A 17,470-nucleotide genomic window follows, 5' to 3' on the forward strand; every position below is an offset into this window, starting at 1 on the left:
AGTACTATGTCCTAGGAATGAAAATAAAAATGAGAGATAGCGATCTCTCATATTACTTATGATATTATATTGATTTTAAACTATTTTTAATAGTACTTCTTTAGAAGCTTCTTTACCTTCTAAATGATTTCTTTCAACACGAATAATTTCAATTTTTTCATTTCCCATTGTGTGTAATCCGTGTTTTTGTCCACGACGGAATCCTTTGATTAATCCTTCTAATTCTTCGATAGTATTAGCTTGTGCTACTACTTCATCTTTGTTTAATAATCTTGCTTTGTATTTATACATAAATACCTCCGTTATTTCTATTTATATTATAATCCTAATTAGTATCTCAACATAAAAATGAATAAATTTCCACAAAATTTCCACATTTATGGAAATAATGTGGAAAATATAAATACAACTATTTTTAAGTATAAAAATATAAAACTAGTATAAAAAGTAAAATGTATTAGAATATAAATTATGAGTAAGAAATCAAAGATTATAGGATGATCATTATTTACAACAGGAATAGTATTGGGAATAGGCACAATAGCAGCTTGTGCCTATATTGCTATTAAAGATTACGTTGAAAATTTAGGAAGTGATGATAAAGAAACAATTACTATTAAACCTGTGTATAATGCTCCAACATGGCAAAAAGAAGTAAGTTCTTTAATACCACTTAATGATAAAGAAATGCAATTCTTTAGTGGGCTAGACGAAGAGAGTAAGGATAAAGCTTTACAAAATGCCAATAAATTAGGTGAAATTAGTCTAAATCAGTATCAAAATAATGAAGGAACTTATGTAGAATATGTAGATCCTTACACTGAAATTAAATTTAGAGATTTTGCTTACTATATTGACAAAAACGACGAAACCAAAAATAGATATTTACTCGGACCTGGTGGACTAGCTTATTTAGCTAATGAATTTAAACGTAAAGTAACTTTTGGACCTGAAGTCTTTGATTTAGAAGCTATTAATATTAATGATTTTACAATTATTCCTGCTAGCGCTAATGGTTTATATATTCCAAGTACTAAAAATATTTATATCAATGGTGCATTCATGTGTGAAACAGATGCTACATTATATGATAGAGTGGCAACCATAATGCAAACATTATTCCATGAATACATGCACCATTGAGCTAATAATTATGCTGAAATTGCCTTGATAAGTCAAGACAAGATTTCTAACGGAAGCATTATTGATCCAAATTCTAAAGAATTACTTCCGGTAAATTATTATCAACCTGAAACATCTAATAAATCATCTTTATTAGATAAAGCTTTTTCAAGTGCAGATACACAATATTGAAATGCGTATTTTGCTAATAATTTTAAAAACTTATTAAATTATGATGTAAGTGCAAAATCTTATATTAAACCTGAAATTTTAGCATTACTAAGAGAACGTTGAGTAGGTGCTTATAAAGCAACAAATACTAGTGACGCTTTATATTCTAATTTTTCTCCAAAAGACCTATGAGAATTGTCTAATGGAATTAATAATGGAACACTATTCCCTTCAAGTAACCGTACTCTACTAAGAAAATTAGAAAGCAAACCTGATGGATTTTGATATTCTCCTGATGAAAAATTCACTTTAGGTGCAGGTGATTTAAGATATTACTATTCACTAACTGAATTGGTCCCAAGGGAATATCTAAAATATGCTTTTGAGTCTTACTACAACATAAATGAACCAAATCCCGGTGCTATTGCTCAAGAAAAAAGAGAAGAATTTTCTTCAGGATACTTTGGAAATATGAAATTTCACTATGATAAAACTTCTCAATCATATGAAATAAGACCTAGTTCAGTTGCTGAAGACTATGGTAAAGTGTTTATGAATAATTTTGATTCTTTACACAGAAGTGGTTGATATATAAATGATAATTTTGGTTTAATAGATCCAAACCCTATAAAATATTGAGACCCTATTAAAGGAAAATGAGTTCTAAAAGAAGTAAGAGGCTCAAGTTCTATAATGTATCCTACTTCACCTTTTGCACTAGAGTCTTATCGAACTAATGATCCTATTTACAAGTCACAATTAGAAAAAATTCAAGAAAATAATTCAGAAGATTTTTATAGAGTTTTCCTCAAAACAATGGGATATGGAAGTGAAATATCACAAATTTATTATGATAACTCAGGTTGAAAATGAGTAGGAAATACTTATTCTCAAGTTGAAAAGAATCCAAATAATATTAAAAAAATTAAATTTAGTGGATACCTTAAAGACAAAAATCACAGTGGTATAGTCGTTTTAGATAAAAATGGTGGTTTAGTTGCTGAAACAAACATTATTTATTTAGATACTTTTAATTTCTTTGGTCACAGTACATTTGATACAGGTGCTAGAATAAATAGTCAAAATGAAGAAGATTCTAAACTTCGTCAAGAACAACTAGATAATAGAATTTATGCTAATAATGGCTACTTAAGTTACATAACTGAAGAATATATTAATCCTGGAAATAAAGGCTATATTTATTTTTGAGATGACTTAAATAAAAATGGATTAGTAGAAGAAAATGAAATTGTAAAAGATCATCAAATTTCACTTCCTGAATCAAGATGAGTTACAACATATCGTTCTGAAAATAATCAATCATATTACACAGTACGAAATAAGAATAATCAAACGATAATTGAGTGGAAGTAAGATGTAATGCTATAATTAAGATATACCGAAAGGAGGATAACAATGGAATGAGATTTTAGTAAATTAAAAGTTGGTTCAATGATCAATGTTCAAGGATATAAGCATAATGGTTATTTATATCGCCAATGAAATTCTGCTAAAGTAGTTTTTCACAACAAAAGACATATAGTACTATTCTTAAAAAACACTAAAGTAGCTGAATATGAAAAAGATGTAAATGGCTGAAGATATACTGAAAATGCAATCTGATTTTTACCTAAAGATGCAATGTATAATGCTATTGTCTTGTTAAAAGAATCTGGACCATATTATTATATAAATATGGCATCTAAACCTATATTTGAAGATAATACAATTAAATTTATAGACTATGATTTAGATGTTAAATGTTATCCTGATAAAGAATTACAAGTTGTTGATAGAGATGAATTCGCCCTTCATTCTAGAGAAATGAAGTACTCAGAGGAACTTAAAAATTATTTATTTAAAGAACTTACTGAAGTAATGAAAATGTATAGTGAATATCAATATTTCTTTAATCCCGAAATAATAAATTACTATTTAGATATCTTAAGAAATGATAAGTTAATCTCAGATAAAGCAGTAGAAAGATACACGAGATTAGGAAATAAACAATATTCAGAAGAAAGCGAAATGTTTAGACAAGTAACAAGAGGTTACAAAAGAAAGAGTCATTTTTAGGGCAACCTAAAAGTGATTTTTTATATGCTTTTTTATAATATGGAACAAAATATGAAAAAACATTATTGTAGCAATTCGATAACATTTATCCTTTATAATAAATTAAGAGTAAATATTTATTAGTCAAGGAGGTAGGATTGTATGCTATTTGTTATAACATTTAGTTTAATCATATATTGGTTATGATTCACGAAAACAAAGGTCTTTCCAAGTTTAATTAATAAGATATTACCATCATTGATTAAGCAAGAAAAATACATACAACCTAGCTTCTTCAAGTGAATAAATAAACAAATTATGATTAGAATTATAGTTTTAGGAGTAGTTACTGTTACTGATGAGATAATAGCTTCATTGCTTATTAAAATGATAGCTAATTATGGCGAATTAAACTATTTATCAATTTCTAACAGAACTTTGATTCTTGTTTCTTGCCTTATAACAAATATTGGGAGCATTCTTTTTGCACCATTTGCTATTCAAAATATTTTTCTTCAAAACAAACTGACAAAATTAAGAATGATGAATGCTTCAAATTTTGATAAAGATAACTTTGATGACTTGTTCCTAGATGCAAAAGATAAAGAACAACTAGCTGTGAATAATAAGATTTGTAAAATTATTCTTGTTGCAAACTATGATAAAGAAACGATTAGTAGATCTAAACAAGTCAATTCAGCACCATTTATAAAAAGTAAGAATATTATGTGAAATTACACAGCACTAATGTTTTGTAATTCTTATAAATTAAAGGATACTGATTCAATTCTTATCCCAGAAATGCTAAAGAATTTTTATGCTGCTAAAATACATTTTAAAAAGGATGAATGCTAATGGTTGGAGTATTATGTGCAATTGCTTATTTTATTTATTTGCTTATGACTAAAAATAAAATTCTATATATTCTGAAAGAAAGCTCACGACAATATTTCATAAGTCATAATATAAAAATTGATAGCAATATATTTAAATTCATAAATAAAAAGCTCTTTATTGGTATCCTATGATATTTATTCATTATGGCTGTTGGAATTACATATGTAGCAATTATGGAAATTTTATGAAGCAATGGTATAGCTACGGAATGAAAAAATAATAGCTTATCTTTTATATTTGAAATTTTCGATATTACTTTCAGTTGTGGTGGTTTATTCTTTATTGCCTTTAATATTTCCCTTATGTTTAAATTTAATAATTGAAAAATAGAAAATGATATTCTTGATGGAAATAATACTCTTGAAAAAGAAATATATAAGAGCCCAGAAGAACATCAAATTACATTCGAAGATGATAAGAAAAGTTATATATACAGAGGTTATATGTTTAAAATAACTGATTATTTAACTAATAAAAATGCTGTATATAAAGATAACAAATATTCAGGATTTTATGTAGATGCAAAAAGATATATTAATGCTAAAGATAATGGGTGAAGATATCTACTTTTACTATTTCCTTTAGATTACTGTACTTTTGATGGAAAACTAATTCAATTAACTTACTATCAAGACTTTTATAAAAAATATTTTAATTCTCAAAAATAATCATTTTCGTTCTGCAAGCAATTGCAGAATTTTTTATGTAAAAAGCAGCTAAATAGCTGCCTAAAATGTTATTTAGATGATTTTAAAAATTTTCAGTGTCATGTATCTAAGTAGATAACTACTTCATCAAGTAATGGTTGTACTCTATAAGAAATGTTATCCATTTTACCAATGTATTGAAGAAGTGTATTTAAGTCTTCTACAACATAAGAAAATACTTCACTTGAAACAAAATCTTTTGCTTCAACTTCTTTAATTAAAGAGTGTTTAGATGCTTCTTGATAACTACCTAAAGCATTATATCCTAGCATTAAAAGTTTTTCAGCAACTGCATCAAGTTGTTCAGTTGTATCATCGTATAATTTATCTAATTGTTCATGGATTTCAAAAAAATCAGAACCTTTTAAATTTCAGTGAAAATTTTTAATTTTAGCTTGTAATAAGAATAATGAAGCTTGTAAAGTAATTAATTCATTTTTGTTATTCATAATAACCTCTTTTCTAGAGAAATTGTAACACTTTGAAATATAAATTCAAGTATAGAAATTTAAAAAAGTTTATTTTTTAGATATTTTTTAAGCAAAAATAAATTTTTTTAGAAAAAAAGTTAGGAACACCTAACTATTATATTTTTTAAAATAAATAATTTTAACTTTAAAAATTGGATTATTTTAAAAGCTCAATTAAACTATTAGCAGATTTCTATATTTCTTATTTATTTTCTACTTTTTCTGGCAAAAATTGTTCTAAGAAGTGTGCTAAACCACTTTGATCACATCTAAGTTCTGTAACCACATCAGCAATTTCTTTAAGTTCATCAACTGAGTTTTGCATAGCAACTAAAGTACCAATACGACCTTTTGTAGAAGCATCATTCATTGAATCACCAATGTGCATAGCGTTAGCAGGATTAATTCCTTTTGATAAGCAGTAACGTACTTCTTCATCTCCTTTAGAACAGTTTGCTTTAGTAATTTCTAATATATTATTTTTAGAACCTGAAAGAGAAACTTCAAGCTTACCTTCGAATTGTTTTTGTCATTTAACAGCTAATCTACGCATTTTTGCACCTGATAATGATCATACAAGTGCTTTATAAACTGGAAAATCGTTGTGGTATTCTTTGTATGAGTGAGCACTTTTTCTTCCGAATCCACCCATAAATCATCTAAATACTCTATTTTTTACATAAGCTTGTTCTCTAGCGTTTGAGTTATAAACTACAAAACAAAAGTGTTTTGAAAGTTGATCAAATAATTCTTGAGCAACATCTTTAGACATGATTTCTTCATTTACAATAACACCATTTTCAACTGTTTTTGCTCCATTTCATGCGATATAAGTTTCAACACCTGTAATGTCTTTTACAAGATTACTTGTTTTAGGTGAAACCCCTCTTCCAGTAGATACTACTACAGGAATAGTTTTATTTAATTCACTAAGAACTTGTTTTGTATATGGAGTAGCAGTTCTTTGTCAGAATTTGATTTCATTTGTATCTAACGTTGTTCCATCTAAATCGATAAAAATTATTTCTGGTTTATTCATATATATTCTCCTTGAAAATAAGTATTTTAATTATACTAATGAAATATTTAATTCTTATAATATTTTTTGATTTGGAAATAGGCAAGTAATGAACTAATTGTAAATTATCATTTTTCACTGAAATTAAAAGTAATAGGCTCAAAACATCATAAATTAGAAAGTTTTTAAAGAGAAATTAAATTTAGAAAATTAAAGAAAAAAAGCAGATTTCGGCTTTAAAATAAGCTAGATTTTTTCTCTAGCTTATTTTGGGAAAAAATGTAAAATATGGTTACATATTGAGTTGGAATTTTTGGACATTAAACTTAATGTGTTAAATATCAAAAATTTAAAAGGAATATTTATGAAAAAGACTTTATTTGATGAAAAACAATATTTAGATAAAGTACATGCTTGATGGCGTGCAGCTAACTTTCTTTCAGTAGCTCAAATCTACTTAAGAAATAACCCATTAATGAAAGATGGATTAAAAGCTGAAGACGTTAAAATGTACCCTATCGGACACTGAGGAACAATCCCAGGTCAAAACTTAATTTACGCACACTTAAACCGGGTAATTAACAAATATGGTGTAAACATGTTCTACATCGAAGGACCAGGTCACGGTGGACAAGTTATGATTTCAAACTCATACTTAGATGGAAGTTACACAGAATTATTCCCAGAAATCACACAAGATGAAGCTGGAATTAAGAAAATGTGTAAGAGATTCTCATTCCCTGGTGGAACAGCATCACACGCTGCTCCTGAAACACCTGGATCAATCCACGAAGGGGGAGAATTAGGTTACTCACTTTCACACGCAACAGGAGCTATTTTAGATAACCCTAACATTATCGCTGCTGCTGTTATCGGTGATGGTGAAGCTGAAACAGGTCCACTTGCTGCAGGATGATTCTCAACATCATTCATTAACCCTGTAAATGATGGTGCTGTATTACCTATCATTCACATTAACGGTGGAAAAATTTCAAACCCAACAATTATGTCACGTAAAACAGATGAAGAAATTACTTCAATGTTAGCAGGATACGGATGAGAAGCTATTATTGTTGAAGCAAACGTATTTGATCAAGAAGGTATTCACCAATTAATGGCTGATGCTTTTGACAAAGCTGTTGAAAGAATTTTAGAAATCCAAAACGAAGCTAGAAAATTACCAGCTGAAGTTGCTACAAGACCAATTTGACCAGCACTTGTAGTTCGTACACCTAAAGGATGAACTTGTCCACACAAAATTAATGGAGAAACATTTGAAGGAAGCTTCAGATCACACCAAGTTCCACTTCCAGTTACATCTGAAAATCCAAAATTAATAGGTGAATTAGAAGCATGATTAAAATCATACAAACCAGAAGAATTATTCGATGAAAATGGTAAATTTAAACAAGAATATGCTGATATCGCTCCAAAAGGTGATATGAGAATGGCTATGCAACCAATCACAAATGGTGGCGTAAACCCTAGAGCATTAAACTTACCAGACTGAAAAGAATTTGGATTAGAAATTAATAAACCAGGTGAAATAAAAGACCAAGATATGGTTAATGCAGGTAACTGATTTGCTGATGTTATTAAGAGAAACCCAGATAACTTCCGTGTATTTGGACCAGATGAAACAAAATCAAATAGATTATATGCAGTACTTAAATTAACAAACAGACAATGACTTGAAAGAGTTGATGCTGAATTAGATGAAGCTGTTGGACCAGTTGGAAGAGTTATCGACTCACAACTTTCAGAACACCAAGCAGAAGGATTCTTAGAAGGATACGTTCTTACAGGACGTCACGGATTCTTTGCATCATACGAATCATTCTTAAGAGTTGTTGACTCAATGTTAACACAACACATGAAATGACTTGCTAAAGCAAGAAAAATCTCATGAAGAAAAGACTACCCATCACTTAACGTTATTGCTACATCTACAGCATTCCAACAAGACCACAACGGATACACACACCAAGATCCAGGTATTTTAGGACACTTAGCTGACAAGAAACCAGAATTAATTCGTGAATACTTACCAGCTGATACAAACTCATTACTTGCTGTTTTAGATAAAGCATTTACAGAAAGAGATGTAATTAACCTTATCGTTGCTTCAAAACAACCTAGAGATCAATTCTTCAACAAAGAAGAAGCTCAAGAATTAGTAGATAAAGGACTTAAAGTTATTGAATGAGCATCAACAGTTAAAGAAGGTGAAGAACCAGACTTAGTAGTTGTTGCATCAGGTACAGAACCAAACTTAGAAGCTTTAGCTACAATCTCAATCTTAAACAAACACTTCCCAGAAATGAAAATCAGATTTGTTAACGTAGTTGACTTATTAAGATTACGTCACCCAAGTATTGACCCACGTGGATACAGCGATGAAGAATTTGATGCAATCTTTACAAAAGACAAACCAGTTCTATTCGCATTCCACGGATTTGAAGGATTAATTCGTGATATCTTCTTCTCACGTAAAAACCACAACTTATTCGTTCACGGATACAGAGAAAATGGTGATATTACAACATCATTCGACATTCGTTTAATGTCAGAAATGGACAGATTCCACATGTCTATTACAGCTGCTAACGCAGTTTACGGTGATAAAGCTCAAGATTTCGTTGCTTTAATGGACGAAAAAATTGCTTACCACAACCAATACATTAAAGAAGTTGGAATTGACATCGACGAAGTTAGATACTGAAAATGAGAAGGTCTTAACAAATAATTGTCTTAACAATCAATCTTTAAAATATCAGAGTATATAGCTCTGGTATTTTTATTTGCTTATGTTATATAGAACAGATAATAGCGATGAAAATATCGTTTAATAAAATTAAATTTCATTAAACATTATTTAAAAGTTTATTACGTTCTATATTATTTCAATTCCAAGTTACATAGATATTAAAATCTAAAATACCTATGGTATAGGGATTTTGATTTTTACTCACTAAAAATTACATAGAAAAACACACTCTTTTCTAATTTGAGTGTGCTAATAATATCTGGATATATACATTAAATTAAAGTTATTTATTTCTTAATTTTATTACTCAATTTCTGGAATTCTTATAAAAGCTAATATCTGGTTGAATAGAAGATAAAACGCCTCAGAATGTTTTATTATGTTTATCTTTTCCATAACTAGTTGAGTGTACAACTTCATGTGAAACTAAATAGGTTAATACATCTACAGGATAAGGATATGTTAAGAAGTTATAACGAATTTCTTCTTCCTCTTTAAGTTTACGATAAAGATAAACTCCATTATATGTCTTAACGTTGTTCTTTATAGATACAGGTATTGTTCTAGAATGAAATTTTGATGATATTTCATTTGTAAGTTTTTGCATATAGTCTCTAAAAGCTTCTTTAATGTATTTTGAGATAACTTGAATTATATATTGTTGATTATTTTCTTTTCCTGTTTCACATTGGATGGTAGTTAATAATTCATTATTATCACTTCTACGTATTATGATAAGCCCTAAAGACTTATACTTATATTCATATTTGTTACCTAGATAATAAAATGTATTACGAGCTGATGATAGCATATATTTAGTTTGCAATTCTGTATTCAGAACTGCTTCTTTAATGATTTCTTTTAGTTTAGGATGGGATTTACTAATGATGATATAAAGTTCATTATCTTCTAAAAAATAATTCGCAAATGTATTATCAACATATCTTATGTAGTAGGTATAAGTTATTTCATTTATTTCGATTGTTTCAATAGTGTATAAGTTTTTATCTTGCATACAAGAATTATATTATATTGCTTAGTATAGCTCATTACTTATTCAAGCATTTTATATAATCTTATTCATATGATTGTGGATAATTTTGCAGGTTGAAAAATACAGAATATCCCATTTTCAGTATTTATGTAACTACTTTCATATTTTAACTATATAGCACGTCTTTAATAAATAAGTCTATTTTATAGATATATAAGATTAAATTTTGTACGAAGTTTTTTCTTTCATATGGCACTTGTTTTTTTTTTTTTTTTTTGAAAAAATTTAAATATAGCAAAATAAAGGAGAAACAATGAAATTTAAAAGATATTTTCCGATGTTATTAGGAGCTACAACAATTTTACCAATGACAGTTGTAGCCTGCAGTAATAACAGTGAAGATAAAAGTAAAATTGATGAATTAAATAAAGAAATTGAAAAGCATAAAAAAGATGCTGACGATTTATTAGCAACTAAAAATGGTTTAGAAGCTACATTGAACGAAAAAGAAGCCAAATTAACTGAATTAAATGGAAAGATTGATTTACTAACTAAACAATTGCAAGATAAAATAACAGATGATGAAAAAGAACAACTTAATAAGCAATTGTTAAAAGACAAAGCTACATTAGAAAATCAAATTAATGAATTAAATAAAGAAGTTAAAAACCATAAAGATGCTAAAGAACAATTAACAAGTCAACTTAATGAAAAAACAAATGTTATTAATGAATTAAATCAAAAAATTGAATTATTAACTAAACAAAAAGAAGATGGTGATAAATCTAACAAAGATGCATTAGATAAACTTGATAAAGAAAAGAAAGCATTAGAAGCAGAGTTAAAAACTCAAAAGACAGCTAAAGATGAATTAAGTAATCAACTTAATGAAAAAAATAATTCAATTAATGAATTAAATAAAAAGGTAGAATCACTAACGAAACAACTTCAAAGTAATACAAATGAAACATTAGAGCAACTTAAAAGAGATAAGGCATCATTAGAGGCCGAAATTAAATCATTACGTAATAACTCACATACTAGTGAAAATGGTTCTAAAGAATATGTTCTTCTAAAGAAAATAGCAGATTTTTATAAATCAGATGATAAAAATGCTAAGCTAGAACTTAACTTAAATTTGGGGATTAAATTAAATCAAAAAGCAGATATACAAAAATATATGGTTGATGCTTTTAAGAATGATAAAGAAACAAATAATACATTAACAAGTTGATATAGAGAAAATAAATATGGTGGTCCTCGTGGATTTGAAATCAGTTCAATAGTTTTCAATGTTTTAAACTACTTGAAGGATAAAAATAACGAATCAAAAGTTGCTGATGTAATAAATACATTACAAAAATTGCCAATTAACTTGATAATAAATTCCTTAGCAGGATTTTCAGACCATAGTAATGAAAATATAGCAAATATAAATGAAGCAGATGCTGCATTACTTATATTGCAACAGTATTTAATGTATAGCTTTTACGAACCAATTAAACTTATAGAAAATACAGAGAAATTGCCTGAATATAGTCATGTAGTTGATTTTGATTTCACGAATATTAATCCTGAAGAATTCGAAAGCAAATTCACTGATTATGTAAATTATCAAAATTCTATAGTTAATGGATACGATGAATTCTATTTAAAAGCTGTAGCTAATTTAAAACAATACAAAGACACTTTATCTAAAAAAATCGAAGAAATAAAAAATAATTATACAAATCCTTTTGAGAGTCAAATAGATTTTGGTCGCTGAAGAAATGATCTTAGTGAAAAAGTCGAAAAAGCTATATCTGAATCTTATAAAGATATAATAAGAACAAATTACGGAATAATGAGTAATATTTTTAATCTTTATGGTTTAGACGAATTATTATGAGAACCAAATATCACAATTGAAGATATTAGAGAAACAGCTAATACATTGCCTGATGGGGCAGAAAAATGAATTCCTTATTTAGAGAAATATATATATAAGGGAAACACACAATTAAAAGACATATTCAGAAAATGATTAAATGAGAAATATAAAAACATTATATCAAGTCAATATGATAGAGATCAAATAGTTGATAAAGATTCATTTATTGAAGCTATACGAAATGTATTCATTCGGAGATACAAGTATTACCGTAAAGCAACAGATGATATAACTATAATAAAAATATTTGGAGTAGGATATGAATTTAAAAATCCTACACATGATGCTGAAATAAATCTAACAGAATATCCAGAACTATATAATGAATTTACAATGGGTGCAAATAAAGTTTATAATGATTCATTGCATTATTTCTTCACAGATTTTCTAACCACTGATAAAATTGTTAATTGATCAGAAATTGATTCTAAACAGTGAGAAAAGTTCTTATTTGAAATTGGAGAAACAAAAAATTCTAACGAAGAAATAGAAAACCATTTACTTGACGTATTAAATAAGAAAATCAAAGAAGAAGTATTTAAAAAATTAGATACTGTTGTGGATGCAGTTGATAAATTAGCTAATGAATCAGCTGATCCTGCATATAGCATAAGAGAAAAACTTAATATAAATATAAAAGGTAAAATTACATTTACAAAAGAAAATGGCGCTAGCGATGTTGTTCTAGATTTTATGACTAATAATCATTTTATTTCTCCTTATGAAAAAGAACAAGTAGAAATTATGAAAGATAAGAAATTAAAAATTTCAGATCAAGCTTTAAAATTCCTTGCATCAGCTCTAGAATGAAGTCAAAGAGATAATTCAGCATTTTCAATTTCTATAAGTGAAAAATAAAGTTTATAACTAATATCCTAACTAGGGTGTTAGTTTTTTGTTTAGCTTTTAATAAAGGCAAATAAAAAATAGCAATTAAGCTATTTCTTATCAGTGTTATCTTCTACAACCTGAGCTTCTTCTATATCTTCTTGTTTTTTAACTTGTTGATATCTTTCTTGAGCTTGTTTTGTGTAATTATAAATTAATGAAGCAAGCTCTTCCTTAGACATATCTTCATATCCAGAAATGTTTAAGATAGCAGCCATTTGGAATAATTGACTATTTGGCTTAGAAAGTAGTTTTTCCATAGCAGCTGCTTTTTGTGGATCGCTATATGCAGCTTGACTTGCTCCTGAAGATGTTTTCTTGTTTTCGTTTTCACCTTCTTGATAGCTTTGAGCCATATTGTTATCTTCTTCAGTAACAGAAGTATCAGAAGATGCTGAATTGGTATCAGGTACAATTTGATTAAAGATACCAAAAATATCTAAAGGACCATTACCATCTTTATACATTTTTTGGTAATTCTTTTGTCATTCTTTAAATTGGATATTTTGGTTAACAAATATATTGAATTTTTGAATTTTCTTAACTTGTCCAGTAGGAACAAAGTAAACAACTAAGTATGTGATTGAAAGCACTAATTCTAAAACGAATCCTGCGATTGCGAATCCTGCATATTTATTTAATTCACTATTAACCATATATTCGATTAATTGGAAAACTTCTCACATAGCAATAAATAATGCGACAAATCACATAGTTTGTGAATTATTAATAAAGCTTTTTTGAGTTTTTGAATTTATTCTGTAAGTAATTACAGAATAAATTAAGTACCCAAAAGCTAATATAAATACAACAATTCAGAAAATACGATAGAAAAATATACTTAAGAAATATGATTTTTCAGCTTCCGTTGGATGATCTTTAGGTCAAGCATCTTCACGATAGTAACCGTAATTAACAAAATCAGATTGGAACACGATTTTGAGTACTAAATCAGCAATTAGTAATGCAAGACATAAAATTAATCCACTAATTCAAATTCAAGTTCATAAGTTGAATTTTTCTTTAAATTTTTCGTAAAAAGATTCAGTTGTAGGATAGTCATTAGGATTAAATACTGCGTGATTATTCATCTTTACCTCCGTTAGCTTCTTCTTGTAAGAATTTATCAAAATCAAAATCTGCTACTAAAAATTCTTTAGGTGGTTTAGCAAAGAATAACATTTCTTCACCTGTAATTGGGTGTTTAAAAGTTAATTTATAAGCATGTAGTCTTTGTCCTTTACCATCAATTGCTTTATTGTAAACAGGATCTCCATACACTGGGTTTTTAATGTGAGCCATATGCACTCTAATTTGGTGTGTTCTACCTGTTTCAAGTTCACACTTAACAAGTGATTTTGGTAATCCATCTAAATAAAATCCTTTAAGTAAAGTTACATATGTAACAGCAGGTTTTGAATTTCGATTAGTAACTTCCATTTTTAAACGATCTTTAGTAGAACGTCCAATAGGAAGTACTAATTTTAATCTAGTGTTTTCAATAATTCCATCACAGATAGCAAGGTATGAACGCTTAATACTGTGGGTAGAAAACATTTCAGCTAGTAAGTTATGCGCTTCATTTGTTTTAGCAACAATTAATAAACCACTTGTATCTTTGTCAATTCTATGAACGATTCCAGGTCTTAATAGCCCATTTTCATTAGAAAGGTTGTTTTTAAAGTGGTGTAATAAACCATTTACTAAAGTATCATCATAGTGGCCTGGTGCTGGGTGAACTGTAAGACCACTAGGCTTGTTTAACACACATAAGTAATCATCATCATATAAGATTTCTAAAGGCATTTCTTTAGGTTCGATTTTGATTTCCTTATCAATTACTCTAGTAATTTTAATCACTTGCCCTTCACGGACAGTAAACTTTGGTTTATTGACCAAAATATTATCAACATAGACACAATGTTCTTCAATTAATTGCTTGATATCATTACGTGAGATATCACTGTTATTTGAGACATATTTATCTAGTCTTTCGGTATATTTTACTTCTATTTCTTTCATAAATGTAATTATATAAGTTTTTTGAAATTTATTAGCTATTTACTTATGTGTTGTATAATAATTTTATGTTAGATTTTTTAGAAAAAAGAATACAAAAAAGCTTAGCAAAAATGGCTAAGAAAACTACTTTAAATGAAGAAGATATTCAAGAAGTTACACGTGAAGTTAAGATGGCTTTACTTGAAGCCGACGTTAACTTAAAAGTGGTTAAAGAATTTGTTAATAATGTTAAAGAAAAAGCCTTAGAAGAAGGAAAAATCATAGGAAAATTAAACCCATCTCAAACAATGATTAAAATCTTTAGAGATGAGTTAGTAGAAGTACTTGGAAAAGAAGCAAAAGAAATCAAAATTGACAAACGTCCTTATGTCATAATGATGTGTGGATTACAAGGGTCAGGGAAAACTACTGCAACAGCTAAATTAGCTTACTACTTAAGAAAGAAAAAACACATTTCAAAACCTTTAGTAGTTGCAGCTGATATTTATCGTCCTGCTGCTGTGGATCAACTTGTTACTCTTGCTAAAGGAATTCAAGTTGATTACTTCGAACAAGGTGTGGATGTTCCTACTGAAACAATCGTGCAAAATGCTTTATCTTACGCAAACGAAAATAAAAACGATTTAATCATTATCGATACAGCAGGGAGACTTGCGATTGATGAAAAACTTATGGATGAATTAGCAAACATTAAAAAGATTGCTCATCCAGATGAAATTTTCTTTGTAGCAGATGCACTTAGTGGGCAAGATATTATCAATGTAGCTAGTGCATTTCACGAAAAACTTAAATTAAGTGGTGTGATTATTACAAAACTTGATTCAGATGCTCGTGGTGGGGCAGCTCTTAGTTTAAGACAAGTCTTAAATATTCCTATTAGATTTATTGGTACAGGTGAAAAAACATCTAATTTAGAATTATTCCACCCTGATAGAATGGCTGAAAGAATTCTTGGAATGGGTGATGTTATGACACTTATTGAGCAAGCTTCTGAAGCTATCGATGAAGATAAAGCTAAAAATATGGTGGAAAGAATTTTCTCTGGTAATTTCACTCTAGATGACTTAATGGAACAAATTAAGCAAATGAAGCAAATGGGAAAATTCTCTAAAATCCTTAAGATGTTGCCAGGAAATCTTGCTGGTAAAATTGATGAATCAGAAATTGATAAAGCTGAAGAAAAAATGCAGTTATACCAAATTCTTATGTCTTCTATGACTAAACAAGAAAGAAAGAATCCTAAACTACTAAAACAAGCTTCTCGTAAAGAAAGAATCCTTAAAGGAAGTGGTCGTAGTGCACAAGAATACAACAAGCTTCTAAATGATTTTGATGCAATGAGTAAAAAGATGACTCAAATTGCACAAAACTTTAAGAAAACAGGTGGATTCGGTGGATTTGGAGGAATGGGTGGATTATTCTAATCCCCTAGATATATGCTTCCAAAAGAATATATAGTATTGGATATAGAGACAACAGGTTTATATCTAGATAACGATGAAATAACAGAAATAGCAGCTATTAAAGTTATAAATGGTGAAATAGTAGATGAGTTTTCTAAACTTGTTAATATCGAAGGTAAAATACCACCTTTTATTGAAAGAAAAACTCACATTACTAATGAAATGTTAAAGGGTGAAAAACCTATCGATATTGTTTTAGAAAGCTTTCTAGAATTTATTGCTGATTATCCATTAGTTGGACATAATATTAAATCATTTGATTATAGATTTCTAAACCATTATGCAAATAAAAAGCTAAATAGAAGTATTGAAAATGAAATTATAGATACACTATATTTAGCAAGAAGAAGATTAGATCTACCACATAATACTTTAGGCAATTTGTGTGATTATTATGAAATAGAATATTCAGCTGAAAATAATCATAGAGCACTTGCAGATGTAGTATGTACTCAAGAAGTCTTTAAAAGACTAATTCTAGAAAAAGAAAATGATAATCCTTTCAGAAGAAGATATTATTCAATTCCTAGGACAAAGGAAAATAAGAGAATAATCTCTAAAAAGAGTAATTCAAAACTATTAGAAGGATTTAATATAGCTATAACAGGAGAATCTGAATATACTAGAGAAAGCATTGAAGAATTAATAACTCTTAATGGTGGAATAGTAAATAATTCAGTGATAAATGCAACTTCATTTTTATTAGTTTGTAGCAATAGTTCAACAACTTCAAAATATAGAAAAGCTCAAGAATTAGGGAAAAGAATTGTTTCTTTTGAAGAATTTCTTATCTTATTAAAAGAATTAGAAATCATATAATAATTTATACACGTTAATAATATTTTGGTATTATATTATTAACGATTTGCCGACATAGCTCAGCAGGTAGAGCACTTCCATGGTAAGGAAGGGGTCGCTGGTTCGAGTCCAGTTGCCGGCACCAATTAGATCCAGCAATGGATTTTT

General features: G+C 28.3%; 14 protein-coding genes and 1 tRNA gene. 9 read left to right on the forward strand and 6 right to left on the reverse strand.

Translation table 4 applies throughout. The annotated features are described in order from the left end of the window. Positions 1-75: 75 nt before the first annotated feature. A complete protein-coding gene (locus tag ACX1M8_RS01995) occupies positions 76-291 on the reverse strand; it encodes an MAG6790 family protein (RefSeq protein ID WP_458616464.1) in 216 nt (71 codons plus the stop codon). A 180-nt stretch (positions 292-471) separates the two neighbouring features. On the opposite strand from ACX1M8_RS01995, the gene ACX1M8_RS02000 reads away from it, so the two are divergent. The 4 genes from ACX1M8_RS02000 to ACX1M8_RS02015 all read left to right on the forward strand — a co-directional run bounded on the left by ACX1M8_RS02000 (position 472) and on the right by ACX1M8_RS02015 (position 4,913). Next, complete coding sequence (locus ACX1M8_RS02000; RefSeq protein WP_458836696.1) at positions 472-2,667, forward strand: MYPU_1760 family metalloprotease; 2,196 nt, start codon at positions 472-474, stop codon at positions 2,665-2,667. A gap of 42 nt (positions 2,668-2,709) precedes the next feature. Beyond that, a complete protein-coding gene (locus tag ACX1M8_RS02005) occupies positions 2,710-3,369 on the forward strand; it encodes a DUF402 domain-containing protein (RefSeq protein ID WP_458616467.1) in 660 nt (219 codons plus the stop codon). A gap of 141 nt (positions 3,370-3,510) precedes the next feature. After that, entirely contained in the window at positions 3,511-4,203 is a 693-nt protein-coding gene (locus ACX1M8_RS02010) for a hypothetical protein (protein ID WP_458836697.1), read from the forward strand. A 185-nt stretch (positions 4,204-4,388) separates the two neighbouring features. Then, a complete protein-coding gene (locus ACX1M8_RS02015; protein WP_458836698.1) occupies positions 4,389-4,913 on the forward strand; it encodes a hypothetical protein in 525 nt (174 codons plus the stop codon). A gap of 68 nt (positions 4,914-4,981) precedes the next feature. Here ACX1M8_RS02015 and ACX1M8_RS02020 read toward each other — a convergent pair whose 3' ends face one another. Then, the gene (locus ACX1M8_RS02020) at positions 4,982-5,401 is read right to left on the reverse strand and encodes a Dps family protein (RefSeq protein WP_458797781.1); all 420 of its coding nucleotides are present in this window, start codon (positions 5,399-5,401) and stop codon (positions 4,982-4,984) included. A gap of 223 nt (positions 5,402-5,624) precedes the next feature. Further along, positions 5,625-6,461: an HAD hydrolase family protein gene (locus tag ACX1M8_RS02025; protein ID WP_458807219.1), complete on the reverse strand. Its 837-nt coding sequence runs from the start codon at positions 6,459-6,461 to the stop codon at positions 5,625-5,627. Positions 6,462-6,804: 343 nt separating this feature from the next. Between ACX1M8_RS02025 and ACX1M8_RS02030 the strand changes: the two genes are divergently transcribed. Continuing rightward, positions 6,805-9,186, forward strand: a complete 2,382-nt coding sequence (locus tag ACX1M8_RS02030; RefSeq protein ID WP_458834847.1) for a phosphoketolase family protein — start codon at positions 6,805-6,807, stop codon at positions 9,184-9,186. Positions 9,187-9,490: 304 nt separating this feature from the next. Here ACX1M8_RS02030 and ACX1M8_RS02035 read toward each other — a convergent pair whose 3' ends face one another. Next, a complete protein-coding gene (locus ACX1M8_RS02035; protein ID WP_458835502.1) occupies positions 9,491-10,222 on the reverse strand; it encodes a YgjP-like metallopeptidase domain-containing protein in 732 nt (243 codons plus the stop codon). A 292-nt stretch (positions 10,223-10,514) separates the two neighbouring features. Between ACX1M8_RS02035 and ACX1M8_RS02040 the strand changes: the two genes are divergently transcribed. After that, positions 10,515-12,989, forward strand: coding sequence for a coiled-coil domain-containing protein (locus ACX1M8_RS02040; RefSeq protein WP_458836699.1), 2,475 nt, complete (start codon positions 10,515-10,517; stop codon positions 12,987-12,989). A gap of 80 nt (positions 12,990-13,069) precedes the next feature. Here ACX1M8_RS02040 and ACX1M8_RS02045 read toward each other — a convergent pair whose 3' ends face one another. Together ACX1M8_RS02045 and ACX1M8_RS02050 are read right to left on the reverse strand one after the other, a co-directional pair. Continuing rightward, positions 13,070-14,110 (reverse strand): hypothetical protein, encoded by a 1,041-nt coding sequence (locus ACX1M8_RS02045; protein WP_458836700.1) that lies wholly within the window; start codon positions 14,108-14,110, stop codon positions 13,070-13,072. After that, a complete protein-coding gene (locus tag ACX1M8_RS02050) occupies positions 14,103-15,041 on the reverse strand; it encodes an RluA family pseudouridine synthase (protein WP_458836701.1) in 939 nt (312 codons plus the stop codon). Before ACX1M8_RS02050 ends, ACX1M8_RS02045 begins: the two co-directional genes overlap by 8 nt. A gap of 65 nt (positions 15,042-15,106) precedes the next feature. Here ACX1M8_RS02050 and ffh point away from each other — a divergent pair, with 65 nt between their 5' ends. The 3 genes from ffh (at position 15,107) to ACX1M8_RS02065 (ending at position 17,447) form a co-directional block, all read left to right on the forward strand. Further along, positions 15,107-16,465, forward strand: coding sequence for a signal recognition particle protein (ffh, locus tag ACX1M8_RS02055; RefSeq protein WP_458836702.1), 1,359 nt, complete (start codon positions 15,107-15,109; stop codon positions 16,463-16,465). Positions 16,466-16,477: 12 nt separating this feature from the next. After that, a complete protein-coding gene (locus tag ACX1M8_RS02060) occupies positions 16,478-17,323 on the forward strand; it encodes an exonuclease domain-containing protein (RefSeq protein WP_458834999.1) in 846 nt (281 codons plus the stop codon). 48 nt (positions 17,324-17,371) lie between these two features. Then, a tRNA-Thr gene (locus ACX1M8_RS02065) sits at positions 17,372-17,447 on the forward strand. Positions 17,448-17,470: the final 23 nt, after the last annotated feature.

The sequence above is a fragment of the Mycoplasma tracheobuteonis genome (assembly GCF_054456995.1).